General features: G+C 64.2%; 23 protein-coding genes. 1 reads left to right on the plus strand and 22 read right to left on the minus strand.

Going from position 1 to position 24,241, the window contains the following annotated elements; genetic code table 11:
• Window positions 1–40: 40 nt before the first annotated feature.
• The 21 genes from nusA to ACTIFK_RS13270 all read right to left on the minus strand — a co-directional run bounded on the left by nusA (window position 41) and on the right by ACTIFK_RS13270 (window position 21,112).
• Complete coding sequence (gene nusA / locus ACTIFK_RS13170; protein WP_439543531.1) at window positions 41–1,693, minus strand: transcription termination factor NusA; 1,653 nt, start codon at window positions 1,691–1,693, stop codon at window positions 41–43.
• Between the two features lie 2 nt (window positions 1,694–1,695).
• Window positions 1,696–2,322 (minus strand): ribosome maturation factor RimP, encoded by a 627-nt coding sequence (rimP, locus tag ACTIFK_RS13175; protein ID WP_439543532.1) that lies wholly within the window; start codon window positions 2,320–2,322, stop codon window positions 1,696–1,698.
• Window positions 2,323–2,533: 211 nt separating this feature from the next.
• Window positions 2,534–3,247 carry a tRNA (guanine(46)-N(7))-methyltransferase TrmB gene (trmB, locus tag ACTIFK_RS13180; protein ID WP_439543533.1) on the minus strand — a complete coding sequence of 238 codons (714 nt, stop codon included), beginning with the start codon at window positions 3,245–3,247 and terminating at the stop codon, window positions 2,534–2,536.
• A 191-nt stretch (window positions 3,248–3,438) separates the two neighbouring features.
• Window positions 3,439–4,644, minus strand: coding sequence for a methionine adenosyltransferase (metK, locus tag ACTIFK_RS13185; protein WP_439543534.1), 1,206 nt, complete (start codon window positions 4,642–4,644; stop codon window positions 3,439–3,441).
• A 274-nt stretch (window positions 4,645–4,918) separates the two neighbouring features.
• A complete protein-coding gene (locus ACTIFK_RS13190) occupies window positions 4,919–5,344 on the minus strand; it encodes a helix-turn-helix domain-containing protein (protein ID WP_439543570.1) in 426 nt (141 codons plus the stop codon).
• A gap of 255 nt (window positions 5,345–5,599) precedes the next feature.
• Window positions 5,600–7,246 carry an apolipoprotein N-acyltransferase gene (lnt, locus tag ACTIFK_RS13195; RefSeq protein ID WP_439543535.1) on the minus strand — a complete coding sequence of 549 codons (1,647 nt, stop codon included), beginning with the start codon at window positions 7,244–7,246 and terminating at the stop codon, window positions 5,600–5,602.
• A gap of 5 nt (window positions 7,247–7,251) precedes the next feature.
• Window positions 7,252–8,280, minus strand: coding sequence for a hemolysin family protein (locus ACTIFK_RS13200; protein ID WP_439543536.1), 1,029 nt, complete (start codon window positions 8,278–8,280; stop codon window positions 7,252–7,254).
• Complete coding sequence (ybeY, locus tag ACTIFK_RS13205; RefSeq protein ID WP_439543537.1) at window positions 8,270–8,848, minus strand: rRNA maturation RNase YbeY; 579 nt, start codon at window positions 8,846–8,848, stop codon at window positions 8,270–8,272. Before ybeY ends, ACTIFK_RS13200 begins: the two co-directional genes overlap by 11 nt.
• 1 nt (window position 8,849) lies before the next feature.
• Window positions 8,850–9,833 carry a PhoH family protein gene (locus ACTIFK_RS13210; protein ID WP_439543538.1) on the minus strand — a complete coding sequence of 328 codons (984 nt, stop codon included), beginning with the start codon at window positions 9,831–9,833 and terminating at the stop codon, window positions 8,850–8,852.
• 160 nt (window positions 9,834–9,993) lie between these two features.
• Window positions 9,994–11,388 carry a tRNA (N6-isopentenyl adenosine(37)-C2)-methylthiotransferase MiaB gene (miaB, locus tag ACTIFK_RS13215; RefSeq protein WP_439543571.1) on the minus strand — a complete coding sequence of 465 codons (1,395 nt, stop codon included), beginning with the start codon at window positions 11,386–11,388 and terminating at the stop codon, window positions 9,994–9,996.
• Window positions 11,389–11,681: 293 nt separating this feature from the next.
• Window positions 11,682–12,566, minus strand: coding sequence for a lysophospholipid acyltransferase family protein (locus ACTIFK_RS13220; protein WP_439543539.1), 885 nt, complete (start codon window positions 12,564–12,566; stop codon window positions 11,682–11,684).
• 62 nt (window positions 12,567–12,628) lie between these two features.
• Window positions 12,629–13,081 carry a Fur family transcriptional regulator gene (locus ACTIFK_RS13225; protein ID WP_439543540.1) on the minus strand — a complete coding sequence of 151 codons (453 nt, stop codon included), beginning with the start codon at window positions 13,079–13,081 and terminating at the stop codon, window positions 12,629–12,631.
• An 88-nt stretch (window positions 13,082–13,169) separates the two neighbouring features.
• Window positions 13,170–13,652 carry a ribosomal protein S18-alanine N-acetyltransferase gene (rimI, locus tag ACTIFK_RS13230; protein ID WP_439543541.1) on the minus strand — a complete coding sequence of 161 codons (483 nt, stop codon included), beginning with the start codon at window positions 13,650–13,652 and terminating at the stop codon, window positions 13,170–13,172.
• Window positions 13,649–14,386, minus strand: coding sequence for a tRNA (adenosine(37)-N6)-threonylcarbamoyltransferase complex dimerization subunit type 1 TsaB (tsaB, locus tag ACTIFK_RS13235; RefSeq protein ID WP_439543542.1), 738 nt, complete (start codon window positions 14,384–14,386; stop codon window positions 13,649–13,651). Before tsaB ends, rimI begins: the two co-directional genes overlap by 4 nt.
• Before the next feature lie 64 nt (window positions 14,387–14,450).
• Window positions 14,451–15,041 (minus strand): malonic semialdehyde reductase, encoded by a 591-nt coding sequence (locus tag ACTIFK_RS13240; RefSeq protein ID WP_439543543.1) that lies wholly within the window; start codon window positions 15,039–15,041, stop codon window positions 14,451–14,453.
• Window positions 15,042–15,110: 69 nt separating this feature from the next.
• Complete coding sequence (locus tag ACTIFK_RS13245; RefSeq protein ID WP_439543544.1) at window positions 15,111–15,671, minus strand: NifU family protein; 561 nt, start codon at window positions 15,669–15,671, stop codon at window positions 15,111–15,113.
• Between the two features lie 169 nt (window positions 15,672–15,840).
• Entirely contained in the window at window positions 15,841–16,353 is a 513-nt protein-coding gene (locus ACTIFK_RS13250; RefSeq protein WP_439543545.1) for a universal stress protein, read from the minus strand.
• 90 nt (window positions 16,354–16,443) lie between these two features.
• On the minus strand, window positions 16,444–17,502 hold the full coding sequence (gene trpS / locus ACTIFK_RS13255) for a tryptophan--tRNA ligase (protein WP_439543546.1): 1,059 nt from the start codon (window positions 17,500–17,502) through the stop codon (window positions 16,444–16,446).
• Between the two features lie 82 nt (window positions 17,503–17,584).
• The gene (murJ, locus tag ACTIFK_RS13260) at window positions 17,585–19,162 is read right to left on the minus strand and encodes a murein biosynthesis integral membrane protein MurJ (protein WP_439543547.1); all 1,578 of its coding nucleotides are present in this window, start codon (window positions 19,160–19,162) and stop codon (window positions 17,585–17,587) included.
• Between the two features lie 70 nt (window positions 19,163–19,232).
• Window positions 19,233–20,453, minus strand: a complete 1,221-nt coding sequence (locus ACTIFK_RS13265; RefSeq protein WP_439543548.1) for a nickel/cobalt transporter — start codon at window positions 20,451–20,453, stop codon at window positions 19,233–19,235.
• Window positions 20,450–21,112: a DUF1007 family protein gene (locus ACTIFK_RS13270; protein WP_439543549.1), complete on the minus strand. Its 663-nt coding sequence runs from the start codon at window positions 21,110–21,112 to the stop codon at window positions 20,450–20,452. The genes ACTIFK_RS13265 and ACTIFK_RS13270 overlap by 4 nt, the downstream gene beginning before the upstream one ends.
• 397 nt (window positions 21,113–21,509) lie before the next feature.
• On the opposite strand from ACTIFK_RS13270, the gene ACTIFK_RS13275 reads away from it, so the two are divergent.
• A complete protein-coding gene (locus ACTIFK_RS13275; RefSeq protein WP_439543550.1) occupies window positions 21,510–22,445 on the plus strand; it encodes a zinc ABC transporter substrate-binding protein in 936 nt (311 codons plus the stop codon).
• Between the two features lie 301 nt (window positions 22,446–22,746).
• Here ACTIFK_RS13275 and ACTIFK_RS13280 read toward each other — a convergent pair whose 3' ends face one another.
• Window positions 22,747–23,724, minus strand: coding sequence for a L,D-transpeptidase (locus tag ACTIFK_RS13280; RefSeq protein ID WP_439543551.1), 978 nt, complete (start codon window positions 23,722–23,724; stop codon window positions 22,747–22,749).
• Window positions 23,725–24,241 lie beyond the last annotated feature (517 nt).

Below are 24,241 nucleotides of genomic sequence, written 5' to 3' on the forward strand. Positions count from 1 at the left end.
CCCTTGATCCTCCAAACCTATGGCGCGCGTTGCCACGGCCTCAAGCTTCCGGCGCGGATTCGGACGGTTCCGAATCCTCGTCGGCAGCGGTTTCAGTCTCTTCGTCTTCGGCGGGTGCGACTTCGTCGGCCGTGATCCAGCCGGCGAGTACGCGTGCTCCGAGGATAAGCGCCTCGGCGTCCTTGCGGTCCACCTCGAAGCCGTCCAGCACACCCTTGTGGCGAACGGGCTCCACGTCCTTGTCCTTCGAGCGCTCAGTCCAGCCGATAAGATCGTCCGTCGCGCAATCCGCGAGGTCCTCGAGCGTCTTGACGCCATTCTCGCCGAACGCGACCAGCATGGCCGTCGTGACACCCTCGACGCGGCCGAGATCGTCCGACACGCCAAGCTCGCGGCGGCGCGCATCGCGATCCGCTTCCTGTTTCTCGAGATATTCCCGGGCGCGCGTCTGGATTTCGCTCGCCGTGTTCTCGTCGAAGCCTTCGATGTGCGCGATTTCGGAGAGCTCGACGTAAGCTACTTCCTCGACCGACGCGAAGCCTTCCGTCACCAGCAGCTGCGCGATGACCTCGTCGACGTCGAGCGCATCCATGAACGCCTGCGAGCGCTCAGCGAATTCCTTCTGGCGACGCTCGCTTTCCTCCTGCTCGGTCAGGATGTCGATATCCCAGCCCGTCAGCTGCGAAGCGAGCCGCACATTCTGGCCGCGACGTCCGATGGCGAGCGAGAGCTGGCTCTCCGGCACCACGACTTCGATGCGATTGCTGTCTTCGTCGAGAACGACCTTGGAAACTTCGGCAGGTGCCAGTGCATTGACAATGAAGCTCGCCGCATCCGGGTTCCACTGGATGATGTCGACCTTTTCGCCCTGCAGCTCGTTGACGACCGCCTGCACGCGTGCGCCTCTCATGCCGACGCACGCGCCGACCGGATCAATCGAGCTGTCCCGGCTGATGACGGCGATCTTCGCGCGTGAGCCTGGATCGCGTGCAACCGACTTGATTTCGACGGTACCGTCGTAGATTTCCGGCACTTCCTGCGCGAACAGCTTGGACATGAATTCCGGCCGTGCGCGCGACAGGAAGATCTGCGGGCCACGCTGCTCGCGGCGCACGTCGTAGATGTAGGCGCGAATGCGGTCGCCGTAGCGCACGTTCTCGCGCGGGATCATTTCGTCGCGGCGGATGATGCCCTCGGCGCGGCCGAGGTCGATGATGACGTTGCCGTACTCGGCCCGCTTGACGGTGCCGTTGACGATCTCGCCGATGCGGTCCTTGTACTCGCCGAACTGACGGTCGCGCTCAGCCTCGCGCACCTTCTGGACGATGACCTGCTTGGCGTTCTGGGCGGCGACGCGGCCGAAATCCAGCGGCGGCAGGCCTTCGGCGATGAGGTCGCCGACTTTCGCTTCCGGGTTGCGGCGCTTGGCGTCGGCGAGCGTGATCTGCGTTGCCTCGTTTTCGACGTCGTCGACCACCGCCAGCACGCGCGAAAGCCGCGTCTCGCCCGTCTTCGGGTCGATCTCGCAGCGAATATCGTTCTCGGCGCCGTAGCGCGATTTTGCAGCCTTCTGGATCGCGTCTTCCATGGCCTGGATCACGATCTTGCGGTCGATCGTCTTTTCGCGAGCGACAGCGTCCGCAATCTGCAGAAGCTCGAGCCTGTTGGCGCTAATACCAGCCACGCCTGCCATCGTCAGAGATCCTCCAAATCGTCGGTCTTCAGTTCATCCGGATCGGCTTCGACGCCGTCTCCGAGCTGTTCCTTGCCTTTGGCCTTCGCCCGTCTCAGCGCTTCCCGAATGAGTTCGTCGGTCAGCACCAGCCGGGCCGTTGCGATGAGCCCGATTGCGAGCCCGATCGTCTTGGTACCCTCTTCGCCCAGATCGGCTTCGATCAGGACTTCGCCGTCTTCGAAACCCTCAAGAATGCCCCGGAAGCGCTTGCGCCCTTCGATCGGCGCCTTGAGCTCGATCTTCGCTTCCGACCCGGCCCAATCCACGAAATCGGACGGCCGCACCAGGGGACGATCGATACCGGGCGACGAGACTTCGAGCCGATAGGCTTCGCTGACGATATCCTGCACGTCCAGGATGGGCGACACGGCTCTTGAAACCGCCTCGCAGTCGTCGATCGTCATCGAGCCGTCCGGCCTCTCGGCCATGATCTGCACGGTCTTGCCTTCACGGCCCGACACTTCGATACGCACAAGACGAAACCCAAGGCTGTCGAGCACGGGCTCGACAAGCTGGGCGAGGTCCGACGCGAGACCCGTCTCTTGGATGAAGCGGTCGCTCGCGGCGACCTCACTAGAATTTTGCATACCGAGAATTTTGCATACCGCGTGTATTCCGGCGGCCGTCGTAGGCGCTACCAAAACAAAAAGAGCGGACCCTTAAGGGCCCACTCTCAAGAGTTGAGATGATCATGAGCAAGCGAACAATACGTGACTGTGACAGCCCTGGCAAGCATTTCACTTGCCCGTCTTTGCCGCCGGCCCTCCAAAATCTGTCGCATTTGACCGATCTCGAGCCTCAGTTGCGGATAAATCTGAAGAAATAGCACCGGCGCCCTTCGCGCCCGGCTTTGGCTTCGTAGCGTGTCGGCGGCCAATCGTCCGGCCGCACCCGCCAATCCGCGGGGCCCACCGCCGTCCACCGGAAATCCGGCGATTGCGCCGCTGCGGCCAGCGCGGAGCGCGCGTAATCGCCGATGTCCGTCCCGAGCCGAAGCTCGGCTTGAGGCCGCATCGCGCGCGCCAAAAGGCGCAGCAGCTCGGGCGAAAATAGACGCCGTTTCTGGTGCCGCTTCTTGGGCCAGGGGTCCGGAAAAAGCATGAACACGCGCGAAAGCGAGGCCTCGGGTAGCCACCGCAACAGCGGCCGCACATCGTCGGCGTGAAGCCGCAGGTTGCCGATGCCGTCTTCATCGATGGCGGTCAGCGCTTTCACGACGCCGTCTTCAAACGGCTCGCAGCCGATGATCCCGGCTCGCGGGTGCGCCTTGGCCTGCCAGATCATGTGCTCCGCCCCGCCGAAGCCGATCTCGAGCCAGGCTTCGGAAACCCCGCCAGGAAACAGATGCCGCACATCCTCAGGCGTCGGCGCGGCAAGGTCGACAGCGATGCGCGGCAGGAAATCACGGAACAGGCTGTCCTGCCGCGCGCTGAGCTTGCGGCCACGCCGCCGGCCGAACGAGCGCAACTCGCGCTCCGGCTGCGGGCTTTCGCTTTTTGCGGTCGAACTCATGCGCGTACTTCCCGGAAATGCAAACGGCCGCGGTCTCGCGGCCGTTCACGACATTTGCGTCTCGTCGAAGTCTTAGAGTGCTTCCGGAAAAGTGGGAACCGGTCATGGCGGAGCCATGCAGCGCCACAGTGTCCGATAAGAAGCACGACAAAACAAAGACCTAGAGTCGTTCCACTTAAAGCGGAACGACTCTAGACGGCCTTCTTGATCGCATCCGCCAGGTCGGTCTTCTCCCACGAGAAGCCACCGTCGGCATCGGGCTTGCGGCCGAAATGGCCATAAGCCGACGTGCGCGCGTAGATCGGCTTGTTGAGGTCGAGCGTCCGGCGGATGCCGCGCGGCGTGAGATCCATCACGTTGCCCAGCGCAGCCTCGATCACCGCCTCGTCGACCTTGCCGGTGCCGTGCGTGTCGACATAGATCGACAGCGGCTTTGCGACGCCGATCGCATAAGACAGCTGGATCGTGCAACGATCCGCAAGCCCCGACGCGACAACGTTCTTCGCCAGATACCGCGCCGCGTACGCAGCCGAGCGATCGACCTTCGTCGGATCCTTGCCCGAGAACGCGCCGCCACCGTGCGGGGCCGCGCCGCCGTAGGTGTCGACGATGATCTTGCGGCCGGTGAGGCCGCAGTCGCCGTCCGGACCGCCGACGAAGAACTTGCCCGTCGGATTGATGTGCCAGACGGTGTCCTTGCTGATCCAGCCCTCCGGCAGCGCCGAGCGCACGTACGGCTCGATGATGTCGCGCACCTGCCTGGAGGTGAGATCCTCGACGATGTGCTGGTGCGAAACCACAATCTGGGTCACGCCGACGGGCTTGCCGCCTTCGTAGCGAACAGTCACCTGGCTCTTCGAGTCCGGGCCGAGCTTCGCCGCATCACCGCTCTTGGCCTTGCGGGCGTGCGCCAGGTCTTCGAGAATCTTGTGGCTGTAGTAGATCGGCGCCGGCATCAGCTCAGGCGTTTCGCGGCAGGCGTAACCGAACATGATGCCCTGGTCGCCCGCACCCTCTTCCTGGTTGGTCGGCTGCTTCGCATCGACACCGGCGGCGATGTCGGCCGACTGGCCGTGCAGCAACACTTCGATGTTGGCGTTGGCCCAGTGGAAGCCATCCTGCTCGTAGCCGATGTCGCGGATCGCTGCGCGCGCGACCTCCTGGATCTTGGCGACGGTCACGCTCTTCGGCGTGTTGGAATATTCGCCCGCGATCACGACGCGCTGCGTCGTAACAAGGGTTTCACACGCTGCGCGCACGGCCCAAAGGTCCAGCCCAGCCGCCTGGCTCTCGCGATAGAAGGTATCGACGACTTCGTCCGAGATGCGGTCGCTGACCTTGTCCGGGTGTCCTTCGGACACGGATTCGCTCGTGAACAAAAATGACTGGCGTGCCACCCTGATCCCCTTGATCTCTCACCGCGGCTGAAGATGTCTGACCCCCCGCTGCAGCGGATCAAGCAGGGGCGATGTTGGTCAGTGTAATCCCGACCGGCGCAAGGCAGCTCGGCCGCGCCGATCCGTCCCCCGGATCAGGCGCACCCGAGCCAATTTGGACGTGTCTTGCAGGTTTTGCGCAGTTCGGTCAAGCGCACCGGCGCGCCGGCACACCGCGATGAAAAGGCACGCAGCCCGCATGTCATGCACGCCTGTCCGCTTTAGCGGAAACCGGCTATTCGCTTGGGACTTCGCCGCTGAGCGAACGCACGAGGTCGACAACGGACCGCCTGACCTTGGGGTCGGCGATCTTCACGAAAGCCTTATTGAGTTCCAGGCCTTCCCGCGTCGAAAGGAACTCGACAACATAGCTTTCCGCGGGTCGCTCGGCGAAGCCGGGCGTTGCCATGGACTCGGTGAGGTCGGCCGGCGCTTCGTCATAAAAGAACTGGATCGGCACGGCCAGGACGCGGGCGAGATCGAACAGGCGGCTGGCGCCGATGCGATTCACGCCCTTTTCGTATTTCTGCACTTGCTGGAATGTCAGGCCAAGGTGCTCGCCCAGCTTTTCTTGGCTCATTCCAAGCAACATTCGGCGCAGCCGCACACGCGTACCCACATGGGCATCGATCGGATTGGGTTTGCGCGAGCCGCGCTCCACGTCCACTTCGTCGTCAACGGTGTCTTGCTTCGACATGAATATATTCGGCTCCGTGCCGTCGGACATTTGCGGTCCACAAGTGCCTTAAGGAACTTTCGCTGCAGGATCAATCTTGCAGAGTGCGGATAGTGCTTGCACTCCGCAACTAGAATTGAAGTAAATACTATAGAGCAATGGCGTGCGAAATAAGAATGTATTCGGATCAGAAAAATGATGGACTACGCTTGCTTAACAAATATGTCTTCTCGAGCCGCGTCACCTCAGCCTTACATACCCAAGTGCCCCGGCAAATAACGCGCTGATGAGTAGAAGAATACCATCGCCGAAAACTGCATACGGCGGCGGCTGCGTGGCAATCGGAAGCACAGAATCGAGCGAAGCCCTGACATTCATTCCGGCCATTCCTATAACCCTGCCATTCGCGTCGATGACGGCCGAAATACCGTTATTCGCGGCACGTATTAAAGGCAGCCCCTCTTCGACAGCCCGCACCCGCGCCTGGTGAAAGTGCTGCCGCGGCCCCGTCGTGTTTCCGAACCATCCGTCGTTGGTGACGTTCACCAGCACGCCAGGACGGCCTGCACTCGCCGCGCCGACGCCGGGAAAGATGGCCTCGTAGCAGATGAGCCCGCCGACCGGTGGCAAACCCGGAACGGCCAACAACGGCCGCGGCGTGATGCCTTCGGAAAATCCTCCACGCAAACGCGTCAACTGCTGCAACCCGATGGCTTCGAGCGTTGCCTGCCAGGGCAAATACTCACCGAAGGGCACCAGGTGAGTTTTATCATAAATGCTGTTCAGAAGACCATCGGCATTTATCACCATAAGACTGTTGTAGGCCCGCCGTACAGGGCCCCCCGAACCGTCCGCCGGCATGTCAGCAGGCATGTCATCGCGTCGCAAGGCCCCCGTGAGGAGGATGGCCTTGCCAGGCAGCATCGAACCGATCGCCTCCATCGCCTCCGGATGCTCGAGCGGGAGAAACGGCATCGCGGCTTCCGGCCACACCACGTGCGTGATGCCCGCGAGATCGTCCCGCCGACCCGCGGCATCGGTGCGCGACAGATCGAGATGATCCTGGAAAATCTGCCCCTGCTTCTCGGCGCGCCATTTGTCGCGCTGAGCAATGCTCGGTTGCACGATCCTCAATTTGACGCCGTCCACGGACCCCGTCGGCGCGGTCGCGAGCGTCCAGCCGCCGTAGCAAGCCAGCACGGCAAGCGGCAGAACCGTGATCAGAACGACGGCGAGGATGGAGCGCCGCATTCCCGCGTCGTGCGGCGCGCCGGCCGCCATGACCAGAGGCGCCGAAAAGAGCGGCACGGCCAGCAGCGTCAGGCCGTAGATACCGACGAGCCCGGCCCCCTGCATCAGGGGCAGCGGCCACGTCAGCGCGTAGCCGATGACATTCCACGGAAAACCGGTGAGCACGTGGCCCCTGAGCCATTCGCCAGCAGTCAGCGCCAGCGCGAGTACCAGCAGGCGCTCCCAGCCCGGCCGCCAGACGAGCACGGCCGCCGCCGCCGCCGCACCCCAGAAGAGTGCGAGCCCGGCCGGCATCAGCGTCACCGCGAACGGCAACAGCCATCCAAACGTCTCCGCCTCGACGAGGAACGCTTCGCCGATCCAGAACAGGCCGAACATGAAGTAGCCGAAGCCGAACCACCATCCGGCCCAAGCCGCCGCCCGGGCGCGCTCAAGCGGATGCTGCGAGCGCCGGGCCGCGTCGTCGAGCAGCCAGACCAGCACCGGGAACGTCAGAAACAGCACCGGCGAAATGAAGAACGGCGCCAGCGCAAAGTTCGACAGCGCTCCCGCCGCGAACGCGAGGCCCCATCGCCTCCATCCGCGCGCAGCACAAATCCGGTGATGCAGATTACCGATCCACGCGCCCACGGCCATGGCGGCTAGCCGGCCTTGTCGGCGTCGGCGGAGGGGCTGGCCGGAACGTGGATCTTGAGACGCTTGACCCGGCGCGGGTCGGCATCGAGCACTTCGAATTCGACGCCTGAGGCGTGATGAATCAGCTCGCCGCGCGCCGGCACGCGTCCCACGATCGCGAACACGAGTCCGCCGAGCGTATCGATATCGGCTTCCTCCTCGGGCTTGAGAAGCTTGATGCCGAGCCGTGTTTCCAAGTCCTGCACCGGAGCGCGTCCCGACGCGACGAGCCCGAGCTTCGGATCCTCCGCGATCAGGTCGGCTTCCTCCTCGTCGTGCTCGTCCTCGATATCGCCGACGATCTGCTCGACCAGGTCCTCGATGGTCACAAGGCCGTCCGTCCCGCCGTATTCGTCGACGATGAGCGCCATGTGGACGTGCGTCGCCTGCATGCGCACAAGCAGGTTCATCGCCGGCATCGACGGCGGCACATAGAGCACGGGCTTGCGGAATTTGAACACCGAGATCGGTCGTGTGAGATCGATCCGGCTGAGATCGGGTTTGGCGCCGGCCCCACCGGCCTCCACCGGACCGAGCCGCTGCTTCACCGGTTCCCGCAGAGCACGCCCCGCCACTTCCGCCGAGATCCACCGGAACAGATCCTTGATGTGGATCATGCCGCGCGGATCGTCGAGCGTCTCGTGGTAGATCGGAATGCGCGAGACACCGGCTTCCTCGAACAGCCGGACCAATTCTCCGAGCGGCTCCGATTCTTCGAGCGCGATGATGTCGGCCCGCGGCACCATGATTTCGTCGACGCGCGAAGCCCCGAACCGCAACAGCCCGGAGAGCATCTTGCGCTCTTCGGGCGAGAAGCCGCCCGACGCCTTGGCCTCCTCCTTCAGCAGCACTTCCAGCTTGTCGCGCAGCGTCGGCTGTTCCGCGAGCCCGAGCCGGGTCCACACGTGCTGCAGCCAATCGCTGGCGCTCTCGCGCATGGTGCGCCGGTCGCCGTCGGCACCGAGGGCGTCGATCTGTTCGTCGTCACTGGTCATGAGTTAATGGGACTGCTGCTTCGCCGATGTAAGGGTTCGAAATGCCGAGCGAGGCGAGAATCTCGACCTCGAGGCTTTCCATGATGTGAGCGTCCTCGTCCGTCTCGTGGTCGAATTCGAGGAGATGGAGCAAACCATGCACGACGAGATGCTGGAGGTGATGCGCCGGTTCGATGCCCTGCTCGCGGGCTTCCCGCGCGACCGTTTCCTGCGCCAGCACGATGTCGCCCAGAGAAGCCGGCTGCGCTTCGCCGCCAAACCCTTCCGGCGCCGGAAACGACAGCACGTTGGTCGGCTTGTCCTTGCCGCGAAAACGCGAATTGAGCTCGCGCACGGTCGCGTCGTCGCTCAACGCGACGCAGACTTCGGCCGGAGTATGCGAAGAAAACCGCGCGTCGGAGGCCAGCGCCCGCGCCGCGCTCTCGATCAAGGCGTCGCGATCCGCAAGTCCAGACCAGTCGCCCGCTTCGTGGAGAATGTCGAGGCTGAGCCAGAGGGGCGGCCTTTGGCGCCCCCCGGTCGAACTTCGCCCCTCGCTCAAACTTCGACTGTCCGCGTCATCCGGCATATCAAGGCTTCCTGACCGGCCCGGCGCGGTCGTAGGCTTCGACGATCTTGGCGACGAGATCGCGCCGCACGACGTCGACGCTCGTGAAGCGCACCGCGGTGATGTCGGGAACATCGGTCAACAGCCGCACGGCCTCTTCGAGACCGGAGGTCATGCCCGGTGGCAGATCGATCTGAGATGGATCGCCCGTCACCACCATCTTCGAGTTCTCACCCAGACGGGTAAGGAACATCTTCATCTGCATGCTCGTCGTGTTCTGCGCTTCGTCGAGAATGACGAACGAATTGGCAAGCGTACGACCGCGCATGAACGCGAGTGGCGCGATTTCGATCACGCCGTCCTCGATATGCGCCTCGACCTTTTCCGGCGCCAGCACATCGTAGAGCGCATCGTAGAGCGGACGCAGATAGGGATCGACCTTCTCACGCATGTCGCCGGGCAGGAAGCCCAGCCGCTCGCCCGCTTCGACCGCGGGACGCGAGAGAATGATGCGCTCGACGTCGCCGCGCTCGAGGCACTGCGCCGCGAATGCGACCGCGAGATAGGTCTTGCCCGTGCCGGCCGGACCGATGCCGAACACGAGGTCGGTCTGCTCGAGCGCGCGGATGTAGGTGCTTTGCGAGAGCGTGCGCGCCTTGACGGTTTTGCGGCGCGTGGAGATTTGCGCCTGCCCGTCCGTCGGCTTTTCAAGAACCTGACCGGCAACGCTTCCGCTGTGGCGGATGACGCCGTCGAAATCGCCCGGTCCGAGATGCTCGCCGCGCGAGACACGCGCATACAGGCGCTCGAGAACGTCGCGCGCGGCTTCGCACGCCTGTTCCGGCCCTGTCAGCACGACCACATTGCCGTGCGCATGCGCCTCGATGCCCAACCGGTCCTCGAGAAGGGCCAGATTGGCGTCGAACTCGCCGAGGAGTTGGGTGAGGAGACGGTTGTCCTCGAACGGGACGACCAGTCGCTTGCTGGGAACCTGGGATTTAGCCACTCGCCTTCGACCTATGGCCGTCTGACCGCGCGCTATTGTCAATCGCCTCGTCTCCTGAGACCTGGGAAGCCGAATCGCGACCCCCCTCCCGGTAAGCCTAGCATAGAGCGTAGGGACGTCGGATCAACGCAAGACCCCAACGCGCGAACCGTTAACATGTTCATATCGGCATCGCTGTGACACCCGAAAGGCTGTTCGCCTTTGCGGAATCGATCGTGACATCGACGATTTGTCCAATCATTGAAACCGGCGCGTCCGCGTGCACGAGCTGCCAATAGGGCGACCGGCCGACAAGCTGGCCGTCGCGGCGGCCCGCCTTCTCGAACAGAACCGGGATCGTTTGCCCCACCAGCGCGCCATTGAAGCGCGCGTAGCCCGCCTCGACCAACTGCTGCAGGCGCTCCAGACGATCACGCTTAACGTCCTCCGGCACCTGCGGATCGATCGTCGCGGCCGGCGTGCCGGGCCGCGGGCTGTACTTGAAGGAAAACGCGTGCGCGAAGCCGATCTCGGACACGAGCGCGAGCGTCGCCTCGAAGTCCTCGTCCGACTCGCCTGGAAATCCGACGATGATGTCGGTCGACAGCGCGATGTCCGGCCGCGCCGCCCGGATCCGCGCGATCAACGCACGGTAGTCGTCGGCGGTGTGCTTGCGGTTCATCGCGGCGAGCACACGGTCCGAGGCAGCTTGAAACGGCAGATGCAGGAACGGCATCAGCTTGTCCTCGTCGCGATGCGCCGCGATGAGATCGTCGGTCATGTCCCGGGGATGGCTCGTCATGTAGCGAATGCGGTCGAGACCGCCGATCTTGGCGAGCTCGCGGATCAGCCCCGCCAGCGACGCCGCGTCGCCCTCTGCGCGTTCGCCGTGATAGCCGTTGACGTTCTGCCCGAGCAGCGTCAGCTCCTTCACGCCGCGATCGACCAGGCGGCGCGCTTCGTCCACGAGCGCTGAAACCGGCCGCGAATATTCCATGCCGCGCGTATAGGGCACGACGCAGAACGTGCAGAATTTATCGCATCCTTCCTGCACCGTGAGAAACGCGGTCGGCGACTTTGCCGGCAGGCGCTTTGGCAGCGCCGCGAACTTGTCCTCGTCCGGAAACGCGGTTTCGACGAGCGCGTTTTCCCCGCCGCGCAGCCGCGCCAGCAGCTCAGGCAGGCGATGGTAGCTCTGCGGCCCCACCACGAGATCGACCGCGGGTGCACGCCGCACGATCTCGCTGCCTTCGGCCTGCGCGACGCAGCCCGCCACCGCGATGACCGTCTCCTTGCCACCCTTGCCGCGCGCAAGCTTGATGTCACGCAAGCGGCCAAGATCCGAATAGACCTTCTCCGCCGCTTTTTCGCGGATGTGGCACGTATTGAGGATTGCGAGATCGGCGTCCGCCGGATTGCTCGTCTCGACGTAACCCTCGGCGGCCAGCGCCTCGCTCATCCGCTCCGAGTCGTAGACGTTCATCTGGCAGCCGAATGTTCTCATGAACACGCGCTTCGGCTCGGCTCGAGTTTCCCCGTCCGCGAAGGTCTGCTGCGCAGCGTCGTCGAAGGGCATGAGGTCCAGATCGTCCAAGTGCCAAAGTCCCGCTTAGAGCGTCCCGCGCTTAGAAGTTGACCCGCGCTTTGAAGTCCACTGCGCCGACGGTCAAAGCCCGGATCGCTCGGCACAAACAGAATGAAGATGCGGCGGTAGCACACTTCCCGGCCCATCGCATCTCGTGTCGCTGCATTGCAGCATTGCGCCGGACCTTTGTCCAGCGGCGTCAAGGCTTTGGAAATCAGATGTCCAATCGTCGCCCGCACCGCATCGTCGTTAACGGCACGGGAACGAGCGCGAGAATCGCCGTTTCAGCGGAACGCGGAGCCGCTGCCCGTCGACCGCGCCGCCGCCCGATGCTCAAGCGCAGGCGCCGTCACCGCGATCCGCACGTCGTCCGGCACATTGCGCAAAATCTTGACCACCTGCTCGCGCACGTCGTCCTCGGTGCGGCGCGCGAGATCCTTGCGATCCGCGAAGCTGTCGAGCGGCATCGGCGCGCCGATGCGGATGCGGACATCGAGTGGGCCGGACTTCAGCAGCGCCCAGGCATGGCTTTGCATTTCCATGTCCCCGTACCAGCCGACCGATGGCCGCGCCGACCGGCTGATGGGAATACCGTGAAGGCGCGTGTAGACCAGCGACAGGGTCTGCACGACGACGTCCGAGGGCGCAGCCCCCGCAACGCCCGCCTTGACCGGTGGCTTGGCGGCCGCGAACAGCGAGGTCTTGAACGGCAGCACCCGGTTGCCGTCGCTGGACGTGCCCTCGGCGAACAGCACGACGGTATCGCCCAAGGCCAATCGCGCCATGATTTCGTTCGTCGTCTCGCCAACAGCGCTGCGCCGTTCGCGATCCACGAACACGGTGCGCTGCAAGCGCGCCAGCGAAGACACGAACGGCCAGCGCGCGACATCCTTCTTGGCCACGAACGACAGCGGCGCCACCGCGGACAGCACGGGGATGTCGAGCCACGACGTATGATTGGCGACGAGCAGCACGGGCTTTCCCACCGCCACCTCGCCTTCGATAGTGAGCCTCACGCCGAGCAGGCGGCAGACTTGCCGGTGATACCAATGCGGAAAGCGCCGTGCGGCGGGCGTCGATAAGCGCAACAGCAGCGCCTGCACCGGCATCAGCGGTACGGTGAGGGCGAAAAAACCCGTCAGGATCGCGGCGCCTCTGAACGTTCCCATCTCGATCCATCACGTCCAAGAGATCCGCCGGACGCCGCGGACGCGGCGCCAGCGGGGCCTGTTCAAGAATTGCGCGGCTGCTTCTTCTTGGCGATCGGCGTCCCATACAGTTCGAGCCGATGCCCGACCAGCTTGAAACCCAGCTCGCGCGCAATCTTCTCTTGCAACTGTTCGATGTCGGCACTGTGAAATTCCATCACGCGCCCGGTCTCGATGTCGATCAGGTGGTCATGGTGGTCGCGCGTCGCCTCTTCCCAGCGGCCGCGCCCGCGCCCGAACGCATGCCGCTCGAGAATGCCTTTCTTTTCGAGCAGGTTCACGGTCCGGTAGACCGTCGACAGGGAAATATGCGCGTCGATTTTGTGCACCCGCCGGTGCAGCTCTTCCACATCGGGATGGTCGCGGGCGTCCGACAGCACCCGCGCGATCACCCGGCGCTGGCCCGTCATGCGCAGCCCGTGTTCGGCGCACAGCACCTCAAGCCGCGAGAGGCTATCGTCTTTCGAGACCGCCATTGCGTCTATCCCGATATCGTGAGCGGACGGAAGATCACCGCCGGACGTCAAGCTCTTCTGGATCAGTACGGGGGATTCTACAAGGCCGTTAGAGCCTTAGGGCAAGCGTCACGGCATCGACGGGCGCACTGCCCGGCCGCTCGTAATACCCGCGCCTGAGCCCCGTCCCGAGAAATCCGGCGCGGCTGTAGAGGTTGAGCGCCGCGTCGTTGTCGGCCGCCACTTCGAGATAGAGGCTTTTCGCTTCCGCGCGCTGCACCGCACGCGCGACACCGTCGACGAGCCGGCGGCCGATGCCTTGACGCTGCCATTCCGGCATAACGCCGATCGACAGGATCTCCGCTTCATCCGCCGCAAGCTGCGCCAGCACGAAGCCGATGCTCGTCCGGGGCGGGCCGCTGTAGACGGCCAGGAAGGCCGTCGAGGCGGGATGATCGAGCATCGCGTGGACGCTCTCCTCGCTCCAGGCAGGATTGAAAAGCTGCCCGTGCAGGCGCGCGATCTCAGCCGCCTGATCCGGCCCTGCCCACAGCAGCGAGATGTATTTCGGATCAACTGGAGTAGCCGTCATGACACCCTCATAGCTTGGGCGTCGCCCGGATTCAAATGAGCGCCGCCCTGCGGTTTCGCATCCGGCGGCCGAAGATAGAGCGGGCGCGGCCGCGATGCCGTCGGCATCACTGCATCGTGCGGGATGAAGCGAACGTCGGGCTGCAGGGTTTCGAGCCGGGCAGCGACGCGCCCGCCCTCTCCAGCCGCGGCCGCGACCAATCCGGCTCCACTACCTGCGATGATCGTCTCCGCCCCGGCAAGCGCGATAACGGCATCGGCCGGCGAGAGAAGCGCCGGTTCGTTGATCGGCTGCAGCGGCGACCTGCCATCGGCGCGATTGAACGCTTGAAAATAGACTTCGCCACGGCGCGCATCGACGGCGATGGCGAGCGTGCGTTCCTGCACCTCGTTGCCGAGCTGCGCCGCCGCGGCATACGCCATCACGGCGAGACTGGAGAGCGTGGCGACGGGTGCGCCGGTGGCGAGCGAAAGCGCGCGGGCCGCCGCGATGCCCACGCGCTGCCCGGTAAACGTGCCCGGGCCGGTCGTCACGATGATGCGTTGCAGCTCGGAAAAACCGAAGGGCGCCTCACCCATCGCCTCGTCGATCATCGGCATCAGGCGTTCGGCGTGCCCCCGCTCGATCAGCTCGAAACGGGTGACACCCGGCGGCGGCGCATCGGCACCGGATGCGCGCCATGTGACGGCGACCGAACAGGCCGCGAAGCAGGTGTCGAATGCCAGCGTATTCATGACTTGAGCATATAGCCCAAGCCCCGCCCGCATTGGAAGCCTTTCGAGCGCAGCGAGATGAGGCTCATACGATCTTGGCGATGTCGTTGAACGTCAGCCGCGGCCCGCGCGGCCTCAGACCGGCGGGGTCGCCATAGCCGAGGCTGCAGAGGAAATTGGCTTTGATATCCGTCCCGCCGAAAAACTCCGCCGTCACGCCATCGGCGTTGAAACCGGACATTGGCCCGCAGTCGAGCCCGAGCGCGCGCGCCGCAAGAATGAGGTAGGCGCCCTGCAGGGACCCATTACGGAACGCCGTTTCGAGAATGTACTCAGGCTTTCCCGTGAACCACGGCCGCGCGTCGGTATGGGGAAACAGCATCGGCAAGCGATCGTAGAACTTGAGATCGTAGCCAATGATGGCAGTCACCGGTGCGCTCATCGTCTTGTCGCGGTTGCCTTCCGACAGAAACGGCTTGAGACGCGCCTTTGCCTCCGGGCTTTGCACGAACACGATCCGCACTGGAGAACAGTTCGCGCTCGTCGGCCCCATCTTCAACGTGTTGACGAGCTGCACCAGAAGCTCATCCGGCACCGGCTTGCTCTGCCAAGCGTTATGCGTGCGAGCGGCGAGAAAAAGCTGCGACAGCGCCGCAGCGTCCAAAGCGTGTGCCATTCTAGGGATCCTAAACGGGAGTGGAAGGCCGCAACGAAAACCCCGCCAGGAGGGGCGGGGTTCCGAAATCTACAATCCGACGGCCTGAACTTCCTCGACTTCCGGACAGAAGTGCCGGAGCAGGTTTTCGATGCCGTGCCGCAGCGTCGCCGTCGAGCTGGGACAGCCCGAGCACGCGCCGCGCATATGCAGGTAGACGATGCCGTCCCGGAATCCAGCGAAGGTGATGTCGCCGCCGTCCTGGGCCACCGCCGGGCGGACGCGGGTCTCGAGCAGCTCCTTGATGGTCGCCACCACATCCCCATCCTTGGGATCGAAGCTGCCTTCGGCCGCATCGTTGGCGCCGTCCGCATCGACAACCGAAGCGCCAGACATGTAGTGCTCCATGATCGCACCGAGGATCATGGGCTTGAGGTGCTGCCACTCGGAGTCGGTCTTGGTGACCGAGATGAAATCCGAGCCGAGAAACACGCCCGACACGCCTTCGATGTCGAACAGCCGGCGCGCCAGCGGCGAGGCGTCGGCGTCGCCCTTGCCACGGAAATCGGCCGTGCCGTCTTCGAGCACCGGCTTTCCGGGAATGAACTTCAGCGTCTGCGGATTAGGCGTCGCCTCGGTCTGGATAAACATGTCGGATCTCCTCGAACGCCGGCCCGATCTTAATGAGGCGCGGCCAGCGGACTGTCTTTAGAAACGTTCTAGCAAATAGGCGCGCCCGCGACAATTGTCTAGCTGCTGACTCGGAACATTTCGAGCCCAAAATCAGCCGGCTCTGACCGCTCCAGGCCAAAAAGCCGCGCTAGGCCAAGGCGATGATGTCGTCGAATGCGAGGTTGCCCGGTACCATCGTGATCGGGATCGGGAAAGAGCCCACGACCGAGCCGGCCATCAGCGTGGAAATCAGCGGACCCGGACCTTTCGGATCCGTGGAGGCGCCCAGCACGAGAATCGAAACGTCTTCATCCTCCGCGATGGTCTTCATCATCTCCTCGGACCTGATGCCTTCGCGGATCAGTTCCTCGCAGGGGATGTTCTCGAACCCGACCAGATTGAGCTTGCGCCGGAGCAGCCGGAACAGCGCCCGCGCCTTGAGCGTCTCCTCCTCGACCTGTACCTGCCGCACGCCGGCCCAGTGCTGGAAGTCCTGCGGCTCGATCACGTACAGCATCAGGATCGTGCCGGACGAGCGCACGACGCGCGCGGCGGCGTAATAAAGCGCACTCTCGAATTCCGTGCTCTCATCGACCATGAGCAGGAACTTGCGGGCGTGGCCAGCTTCGAACGAGCGGCGTTTGCGGTATGTCAGCGTCATCGCCGGGATGCTGCCACGGGTCGAGGCAGTCCACAACAGAGAGACGCGGCCCCGCTGTTGGTCGTGCCTCGGATGGCCGTCACGCGCGGCCTACCCCCGGATCAGGCCGACGATATCCTTGACCTCGTCCATGACCGGCGTCGCGATCGCCCGGGCGCGCCGCGCCCCGTCCGCCAGCACACGGTCGATTTCCGCCGGATCGTTCATGAGGCGCACGATCTCGCCGCGGATCGGCCCCAGCTTCTCGACCGCGATCTCGGTCAGCGCCCGCTTGAAGCCGGTGAAGACGCTCGGCCCCTCGCCGGAGGTCGAGGCCAGCACCTTCAAGCCTTCCTCCTTCGTCGCACCCGCAAGCGCCGCATAGATGCCGACGAGGTTGTCGATCTCGGGCCGTCCGCGCAGCTCGTCGAGCGTGCTGGGCGGTGCGGGCTCCATATCCGTCTTGGCGCGCTTGATCTTGTCCGCGATTGCGTCGGTGTCATCCATCAGGTTGATGCGGCTCATGTCCGAGGGTTCGGACTTCGACATCTTCTTGGTGCCGTCGCGCAGGCTCATCACGCGCGTCGCGGGGCCCGTGATCACCGGCTCCGGCTGCGGGAAGAACACGCCGTCCGCGTAGCCCTTCGCTTCGATCGAGACACGGAAGTCGTTGTTGAACTTCTGCGCGATATCGCGTGCGAGTTCGAGATGCTGCTTCTGGTCCTCGCCGACGGGAACATGCGTTGCGCGATAGGCGAGAATGTCGGCCGCCATCAGGTTCGGGTACGCATAGAGACCCACGGACGCGGCCTCGCGGTCCTTGCCGGCCTTCTCCTTGAACTGCGTCATCCGGTTCAGCCAGCCGAGCCGCGCGACACAGTTGAAGATCCACGCCAGCTCGGCGTGCTCCGGCACCTGGCTCTGGTTGAACACGATGCTGCGTTTCGGATCGAGGCCGGACGCGATGTAGGCGGCCGTGACCTGACGGATGGAGGTCTTGAGTTCAGCTGGATCCTGCCAGACCGTGATGGCGTGCAGATCGACGACGCAATAGATGCATTCGTGCGACTTCTGCATCTCGATCCACTGCACCATGGCCCCGAGATAGTTGCCGAGGTGGAGAGTGCCGGTCGGCTGCATTCCGGAGAAAACACGGTCTTGGAATTTCATCGTCACGGGGTCCACGCTCGGTTTCGGCTCGCGCGCGTTATGGCGCGGCCGAACGCCCGACGCAAGGCTCGCGAGGCGCGCCTCAGCTCCGGCGCGTGAGATTGCGCAGTTGGCGAAGCGTCATGGTTCCGGTGGCGAGCACGGCGACCGCGTAGATGGCGAGCCCCCCTCCGATCAGCGCCGCGAGCGCCATCGCGTGGGTCGCGAACCCGGCGCTGGTTGCAAAATATGGCCCCAGGACATGCGCCAGCGCCAGCAACGCCACCCCCATCACGACACTGGACGCGAGAATGGTCCCGAACGCCCGCACCATCCGCTTGTCGACGGCGAAATGCCCGCGCTTGACAAGTGTGCCCCACAGCAGGGCGGCATTGAGCCAGCCGCCGAGCGTGGTCGCGACAGCGATGCCGAGATGCGGAAGCATGCCAAGCTTGCGGAACCAGAAGAACAGCGCGATCGAGCCGGCCGTGTTCGCGATCAGGCTGATGGCCGCGTAGCGCATCGGCGTCTTGGTGTCCTCGCGCGCGAAATAGGCCGGCGAAAACACCTTGATCATGACGAACGACGGCAGGCCCAGCGCGAACACGGCGAGCACGGCCGCCGTCTGCGCCGTATCCGTGGCCGTGAACGCGCCGCGCTCGAACAGCACCTTGACGATGGGGATCGGCACCAGCGCCAGCGCCACGGCGGCGGGCACGGTAAGCAGCATCGCGAATTCGAGCGAGCGGTTCTGGCTGTCCAGCACGGCGGCGTGATCGCCCGCCCTGAGTTGCCGCGCCACATTGGGCAGCAGCACCACGCCGATGGCGATGCCGACGATGGCGAGCGGCAGCTCGTACAGGCGGTCGGCGTAATAGAGCTGTGACACGGCGCCCGGCTGCTGCGAGGCAATCACGGTCCCGATCATGATGTTGATCTGCGTCACGCCGCCCGCGATCACACCGGGAATTCCCAAGGTGATCAGCCGCCGCACGCCGTCCGTCATGCGCGGACGTTTGAGCTTGAGCGTGAAATTGTTGCGCCGGAGCCCGCCCCACAGAAGCATCAATTGCAAGATGCCCGCCGCGAGCACGCCCAGCGCCTGCACGATGCCGCCACCCGGCTCGTTATGAAAGCCGAGCCCGAACCCGATGAAGATCGCCGCCGTCAGAGTAAGATTCAGCACGATCGAAACGGATGAGCTTTCGACGAATTTGCCGAATGTATTGAGCACGCCTGAGAACAGCGCGACGAGCGACATGCAAAAGAGGTACGGGAACGTAATCTGCGTCAGCAACACCGCGAGATCGAACTTCTCGGCGTTCGCGCTGAAGCCCGGAGCCAGCAGATACATGAGCCACGGCATCGTGATCATGGCCACGATGGTCAACACGGCGAGCACCAGCACGAGGCCGCTCATCGCCTCCTCGGCAAACGCGCGCGCCTGCTCGCGTCCGTTGACTTCCAGCTCCTTTGCAAACAGCGGAATGAACGCGGAGTTGAACGCGCCCTCGCCGAACAGCCGCCGGAACAGGTTCGGAAACCGGAAGGCGACGTTGAAGGCGTCCGCCACCCAGCCCGCGCCGAACGCCCACGCGAACAGGATGTCGCGCACGAACCCAAGCACGCGTGACACGAGCGTCAGACCGCCAACAGTGGCAAAGGCGCGATAGAGTTTCATGGAAGGCCCAGAGATCGAGAGATCCGCTCACGGCCCGGTTCTTAGAGGGGGAACGTCCGCGGAGCAAAGACTAAAGCGGTCCGCTCATGCCGCCACTCAGAGAGGCCACGAAAAAGCTCGCGCCCATGAGGAACACGAGCGCCGATCCAACGAGGCCCGCACCCGTCGCCACCGCGCCGGCGAACCGGCTTTCGCCGCCCGCAAGCCGCGTCGCCAGCTCGCGCGAGCCGACCGCCAGCGCGGCCAGGGTCGAAACCGTAATGGCGGTGCCGAGCGCCATCGCGAAGGTCGCGAAGATGCCCGCGATCAGCAGCCCCTGGCTCAGCGCAAAGATCATGATGAGGATCGCGCCGGTACAGGGCCGGATGCCCACCGACAGCGCGATCGCCAGCGCCTTGCGCCACGAGAGCGTACCTTCGAGCTGCGCAGGGTCCGGCATATGGGCATGCCCGCAGCAACTCCCGTCGGCGGCATGCACGTGGTCGTCATGTGCGCGCGCCGTCACCGGATGGGCATGGTCAGGCCCGGCATGAGCGTGCGCCTGGGCCGTCACATGGACCTGCGCCTTCTCGTGCTCATGATGCGCGTGACCGCAGCCGCAACCGCTGTGCGCGTGCGCATGGTCGTGCGTGTGGGAGTGGCCGTGATCATGCGCGTGATCGTGACCATGTGAGTGCGCAGTTGCCGTGGACTGCACCACTGCAGCCGACGGCGCGCGCGCAAAGAGCTTGGAAAGCTGCCCGTATAGCAGCCACACGCCGATCAGCGCCACCAGCCCCCAGCTCACGGTTTCGATCCACGCCTCGGCGGATTTGATTTCGAGGCTCGTCGCCCGCATCGCGATCGCGAGCACGCCGACGATAGCGATGGCCGACAGCGCCTGGAAGAACGCCGCGAGAAACGACAGCATGATTCCGCGCCGCACCGTTTGCTCGTTCGCCAGGACGTAGGACGAGATCACCGCCTTGCCGTGCCCCGGCCCGGCCGCGTGCAGCACGCCGTACATGAAACCGAGGAAACCGAGCATCAGCGTCGCGCTCATCACGTCGCCGGTCTTGAGCTGGCGCACCGCGCCCGCGAGTTCGCGATTGATCCGCTGCTGCTGCGCCAGCACGAACGACCACGCATCGCCGACGAAGCTGCGCTCGGCCTTATGCGGCGCGGACGTCGATTGCCCCGGCGCCAGCGGCACCCCGAACGGCGAACGTTGTGGTTCGGACTGCGCCAACGCGCCGAACGACAACACAAGGCCCAGAACCAGCGCCGCGAGCGCGGGAAAAGATCGCATCATGATTTTTTGCAACCGAGCGTCACCGTTTGCGCGTAGCCCATGCCCGTACCTGCGTTGGCATCCCCCGCCGAGAGCTGCCCGCCGAACGACTCGTTGAGTGCCTTGAACTGCTCGATCTCGTTCTCCGGAACGCCGACGCTCGCCGTGCAGCCCGCCGGCGCGCCGGCGCTGAGCTTCACCGGATTTTCTTTGACGAAATCGAACGCGATGAAGAAGGTCTCGTCGAACACCGCGAAATTGAAATTCGGCGCGTCCGCAAGCACCGGCTGCTCGAACGGCAGCGTGAAATAGAGGGACAGCACGCTGTCCTTGTATTCGAGATGATAGTCAGTCGGGTCCTTCGACTTCACAACTTTGTCGCCCAGCTTGGCGATCGTGAAGTATCCGAACTCCTTGAGGCCATCGATGTTGACCTTGGCCAGCTCGGCAAGCTCCTCGCGCGAGTACGTGCCGTCGCCGTTCGCATCCAGACCCTGGATGGCCATCGCCGTGTACATGTCGTCGAACGACCACTTGTGCTGCAGCCCGGTCACGGCGCCGTTGTCGTAGACGACCGTCGTCTCGACTGTCACCCACACGTGCGGATGAGCGAGCGCGGAAGGCGGGTGGCCCGTCGCGGCTAGCGCCAGCACCAACAGGCCGAAAATGGCCGACGTCATCGTTCGCAAAATGGCCTCCTGAGCGTCCGGATCGCTCACTCTACCATAGAGAGAGAAGCCAGCCGGACGGGCGTTAGACATGTTGGCCGCTGCGGCTGCGCGGCAGGAATGATTGCGCAAAGCAGGCCCGAGAGCCGCAAACCAGCCTGAAATTACAGCGGGAACAAGGCGTCGGCCGCCCAAGTTGCGCCAATTTGGATGTTATAGTATCCGTTATCCACATCCCACAGCCACCTTGGAGACGTTCGTGCGTCCCGCACCTCAATCAAACAGTCCCGCACCTGCATCGATCCGTTCCGAACGCGCATGGATCCGTCCCGCGCCCCAGCTGGCAGCCGCCCTCGGCGCAGTCAGCTTGTTGTGTCTCGCGTCGTTTCCGGCAGCGGCGGAGCTGAAAGTGACCGCGACGATCAAGCCGATCCACGCCCTGGTCTCTCAGGTCATGGAGGGCGTGGGCGTCCCCACGCTGCTCGTCAAAGGGGCCGCCTCTCCACACACCTATGCCCTGAAGCCGTCGGACGCGCGCGAACTCAACCACGCCAACGTCGTGTTCCGCGTTTCGGAGACGGTCGAGCCCTTTACGCGCAAAATCGTCACCGCGCTGCCGGGCTCCGTTCGGATCGTCACCCTCGCCGAGGCGCCCGGCATCGACTGGCTGAACGTCAGAACCGGCGACACCTTCGAGCCTCACGATCACGATCACGACACTCATGATCACGACCATGATCACGAGAAAGACGCGCACGGAACCGGCGACGGCCAGCACGACCACGCCGGGCACGACGGCGAACACGAGAGCGGCGACCACCGGAGCCGCGACGGTCACGTCTGGCTCGATCCGGAGAACGCGCGCAAGATGGTCGCTGAGATCGCCCGCGTTCTGGCCGACGCCGACCCCGCCAACGCCGAAACGTACAAAGCCAATGCAGCCCGCAGCGACGCCGCCATCGTGGCCCTCGAAGCCGACATCGCCCGCGAACTCGACCCCGTGAAGGGCAAGCCCTACGTCGTCTTCCACGACGCCTATCAATACTTCGAGCGCCGCTTCGGGCTCTCCGCCCTGGGCTCGATCACTCTCAATCCTGAGGCCAAGCCCTCCGCCAAGCGGCTGACGGAAATTCGCAAGAAGCTCGGCGCGCTCTCAGCCAGCTGCGTGTTCAGCGAGCCCCAGTTCCAGGCCAAGCTGGTGGCGGCCGTGACCGAGGGAACGAGCGCGCGCTCGGGCACGCTCGATCCGGAAGGCGCACTCGTAGAGCCGGGCCCGCGCGCCTATGAAACGCTGCTGCGCAACCTCGCCACGGGCCTCAAGACCTGCCTCGTGCAGGGCAGCTAAAACATTTTTTGCATTCACCCGGCATCGCAACGCTCCCCACCCCCTGGCGGGGAGGGGTAGGGGTGGGGGATGATCTCGGAGAATTTTGGAAGCCGATACTCCAAGGCCTTCGCCCCACCCCGCGCTTCGCGCGACCCTCCCCGCCATGGCGAAGCCATGCTTCGCATGGACGGGGGAGGGTGAAGTCGGCGGATCCGTCTGAACAGAAAATGCTCTAGCGATGCGCTGACGGCTTCTCGCAAAGAAAAAGGGCGGCTGTCGCAACAGCCGCCCTTTTTTATTCAATGCAATGCGCCGGAGGTTATTCGACCGCGGTCTGCGCCGAGCGGGAGATCGCACCAGCGCCAACCTTGCGATTGTAGCGGGTCAGCTTCTTCTCTTCCGCGGCAGCCGGGGCCTTCGCCTCTTCGTCGGAAATCTTCTCCGTGGAGCCGTCCTTCGTATAGGTGCCGTCGGAGTTGCGCGTATACGTGGTCACTTCTTCGTCGTCGCTGGCGGGAGCCGGCACAGCCGCGCTCTCGTCGGAGGAAATGAAGAAACCGGTCTTCGGCGGGCTCGCGACCGAGCGGGACTTGGCCTTCGGCGTTTCTTCAGAAGGCGCAGGCGCTGCCGAAGCCGTCGGGGCGGCGGCCGCACTGCTGCTGGTCGTGCTCGGAGCGACGTCCGCATCGGCGAAATCGCCTGGGCTCGTCTTGAACCGCTCCCACGTCACGACGACTTTCGTGCCGGTCGGAACGCGCGGATAGAGATCGATGACGTCCTCGTTGAACATGCGAATGCAGCCCTTCGAGACGTTCTGACCGATGGTCCACGGAGCGTCCGTGCCATGGATGCGATAGGTGCTCGAGCCGAGATAGAGCGCGCGCACGCCGAGCGGGTTCATCGGATGCCCGCCGGGCACCCAGCTCGGAAGCTTGGGATTCTCGCGCAGCATCTCGGGCGTCGGACGCCAATCCGGCTTCTCGCGCTTTGCGGAAACAGTGGTGGTGCCCTGCCAGCGGCTCTGCTCGCGCGGGATCGCGATCGGATAGCTGGTGGCCTGGCCGGCCTTGGTGATGTGATACAGGCGGCGATCGCCGAAGCTGACGATGATCTGGCCGGCGCTGTACTTGGAATCGAAGCTGACAGTCTGCTTCTTGCCGCCGCCGTATTCCGGCTCGCCGCCCCACAGGTACTCGATCAGCGTCTGGGCGCTTGCGACGCCCGGAGTGCCGATGACAGCCACAGCTGCAATCGTCGCGGCAACCACACTGCCGATCTTTGCCTTGAACTCGAACATCAACGAGACTCCCGCTGTGATAATTGCCAAGCCTGGGGCGAGTTCCCTCGACCGCCTCAAGCCCTTGTCGGCATGTTGCGCCCGTTAAGTGAAGAGCCCGTATAGACCAGTCCGCAAATTAGCGGCAGAGCATAGCGGTCACACTGCGATCTGTTCGCACCATGTTGCTCAACTTGGAGGGGAACCGGTGCAACGCCGCAACGGTTGCCGAATCATGAGGCATATCGGCCATTTGCGATGCCTTCGCAGTGCATCGGAAACCCCGGTTTTACGCTTGACCTAGCCACCCAAATCAGCGAGAACAAAATAAGAACACAGTCGCGTGTCAGTCTGTGTTTTGTGAGCGCGTTGGCCGTGCGGGCCGCTCGACTGATGTGTGCGTCCCGAGGGTCATTCCTCGTCGTGTTGTATGCGTCGCGTGTCGTGCGTGAGTTTGGTGCGTCGGTAGTGTTGCGTGTTTGAGTTGCGTTCGCCTCGTAAGTGCGTTTTGCGTCAGTTGCGTCCCGTCAGTTGCGTT

The organism is Hyphomicrobium sp., from assembly GCF_051860585.1.
Lineage (GTDB): Bacteria > Pseudomonadota > Alphaproteobacteria > Rhizobiales > Hyphomicrobiaceae > Hyphomicrobium_C.

Excerpts from the sequence above, each read along its gene's own strand:
- nusA (WP_439543531.1), bottom strand. The coding sequence starts at position 1,693 with ATGGCAGGCGTGGCTGGTATTAGCGCCAACAGGCTCGAGCTTCTGCAG.
- rimP (WP_439543532.1), bottom strand. The coding sequence starts at position 2,322 with ATGCAAAATTCTAGTGAGGTCGCCGCGAGCGACCGCTTCATCCAAGAG.
- trmB (WP_439543533.1), bottom strand. The coding sequence starts at position 3,247 with ATGAGTTCGACCGCAAAAAGCGAAAGCCCGCAGCCGGAGCGCGAGTTG.
- lnt (WP_439543535.1), bottom strand. The coding sequence starts at position 7,246 with ATGGCCGTGGGCGCGTGGATCGGTAATCTGCATCACCGGATTTGTGCT.
- ACTIFK_RS13200 (WP_439543536.1), bottom strand. The coding sequence starts at position 8,280 with ATGACCAGTGACGACGAACAGATCGACGCCCTCGGTGCCGACGGCGAC.
- ybeY (WP_439543537.1), bottom strand. The coding sequence starts at position 8,848 with ATGCCGGATGACGCGGACAGTCGAAGTTTGAGCGAGGGGCGAAGTTCG.
- miaB (WP_439543571.1), bottom strand. The coding sequence starts at position 11,388 with ATGCCCTTCGACGACGCTGCGCAGCAGACCTTCGCGGACGGGGAAACT.
- ACTIFK_RS13220 (WP_439543539.1), bottom strand. The coding sequence starts at position 12,566 with ATGGGAACGTTCAGAGGCGCCGCGATCCTGACGGGTTTTTTCGCCCTC.
- ACTIFK_RS13225 (WP_439543540.1), bottom strand. The coding sequence starts at position 13,081 with ATGGCGGTCTCGAAAGACGATAGCCTCTCGCGGCTTGAGGTGCTGTGC.
- rimI (WP_439543541.1), bottom strand. The coding sequence starts at position 13,652 with ATGACGGCTACTCCAGTTGATCCGAAATACATCTCGCTGCTGTGGGCA.
- tsaB (WP_439543542.1), bottom strand. The coding sequence starts at position 14,386 with ATGAATACGCTGGCATTCGACACCTGCTTCGCGGCCTGTTCGGTCGCC.
- ACTIFK_RS13240 (WP_439543543.1), bottom strand. The coding sequence starts at position 15,041 with ATGGCACACGCTTTGGACGCTGCGGCGCTGTCGCAGCTTTTTCTCGCC.
- ACTIFK_RS13245 (WP_439543544.1), bottom strand. The coding sequence starts at position 15,671 with ATGTTTATCCAGACCGAGGCGACGCCTAATCCGCAGACGCTGAAGTTC.
- ACTIFK_RS13250 (WP_439543545.1), bottom strand. The coding sequence starts at position 16,353 with ATGACGCTGACATACCGCAAACGCCGCTCGTTCGAAGCTGGCCACGCC.
- trpS (WP_439543546.1), bottom strand. The coding sequence starts at position 17,502 with ATGAAATTCCAAGACCGTGTTTTCTCCGGAATGCAGCCGACCGGCACT.
- murJ (WP_439543547.1), bottom strand. The coding sequence starts at position 19,162 with ATGAAACTCTATCGCGCCTTTGCCACTGTTGGCGGTCTGACGCTCGTG.
- ACTIFK_RS13265 (WP_439543548.1), bottom strand. The coding sequence starts at position 20,453 with ATGATGCGATCTTTTCCCGCGCTCGCGGCGCTGGTTCTGGGCCTTGTG.
- ACTIFK_RS13270 (WP_439543549.1), bottom strand. The coding sequence starts at position 21,112 with ATGACGTCGGCCATTTTCGGCCTGTTGGTGCTGGCGCTAGCCGCGACG.
- ACTIFK_RS13280 (WP_439543551.1), bottom strand. The coding sequence starts at position 23,724 with ATGTTCGAGTTCAAGGCAAAGATCGGCAGTGTGGTTGCCGCGACGATT.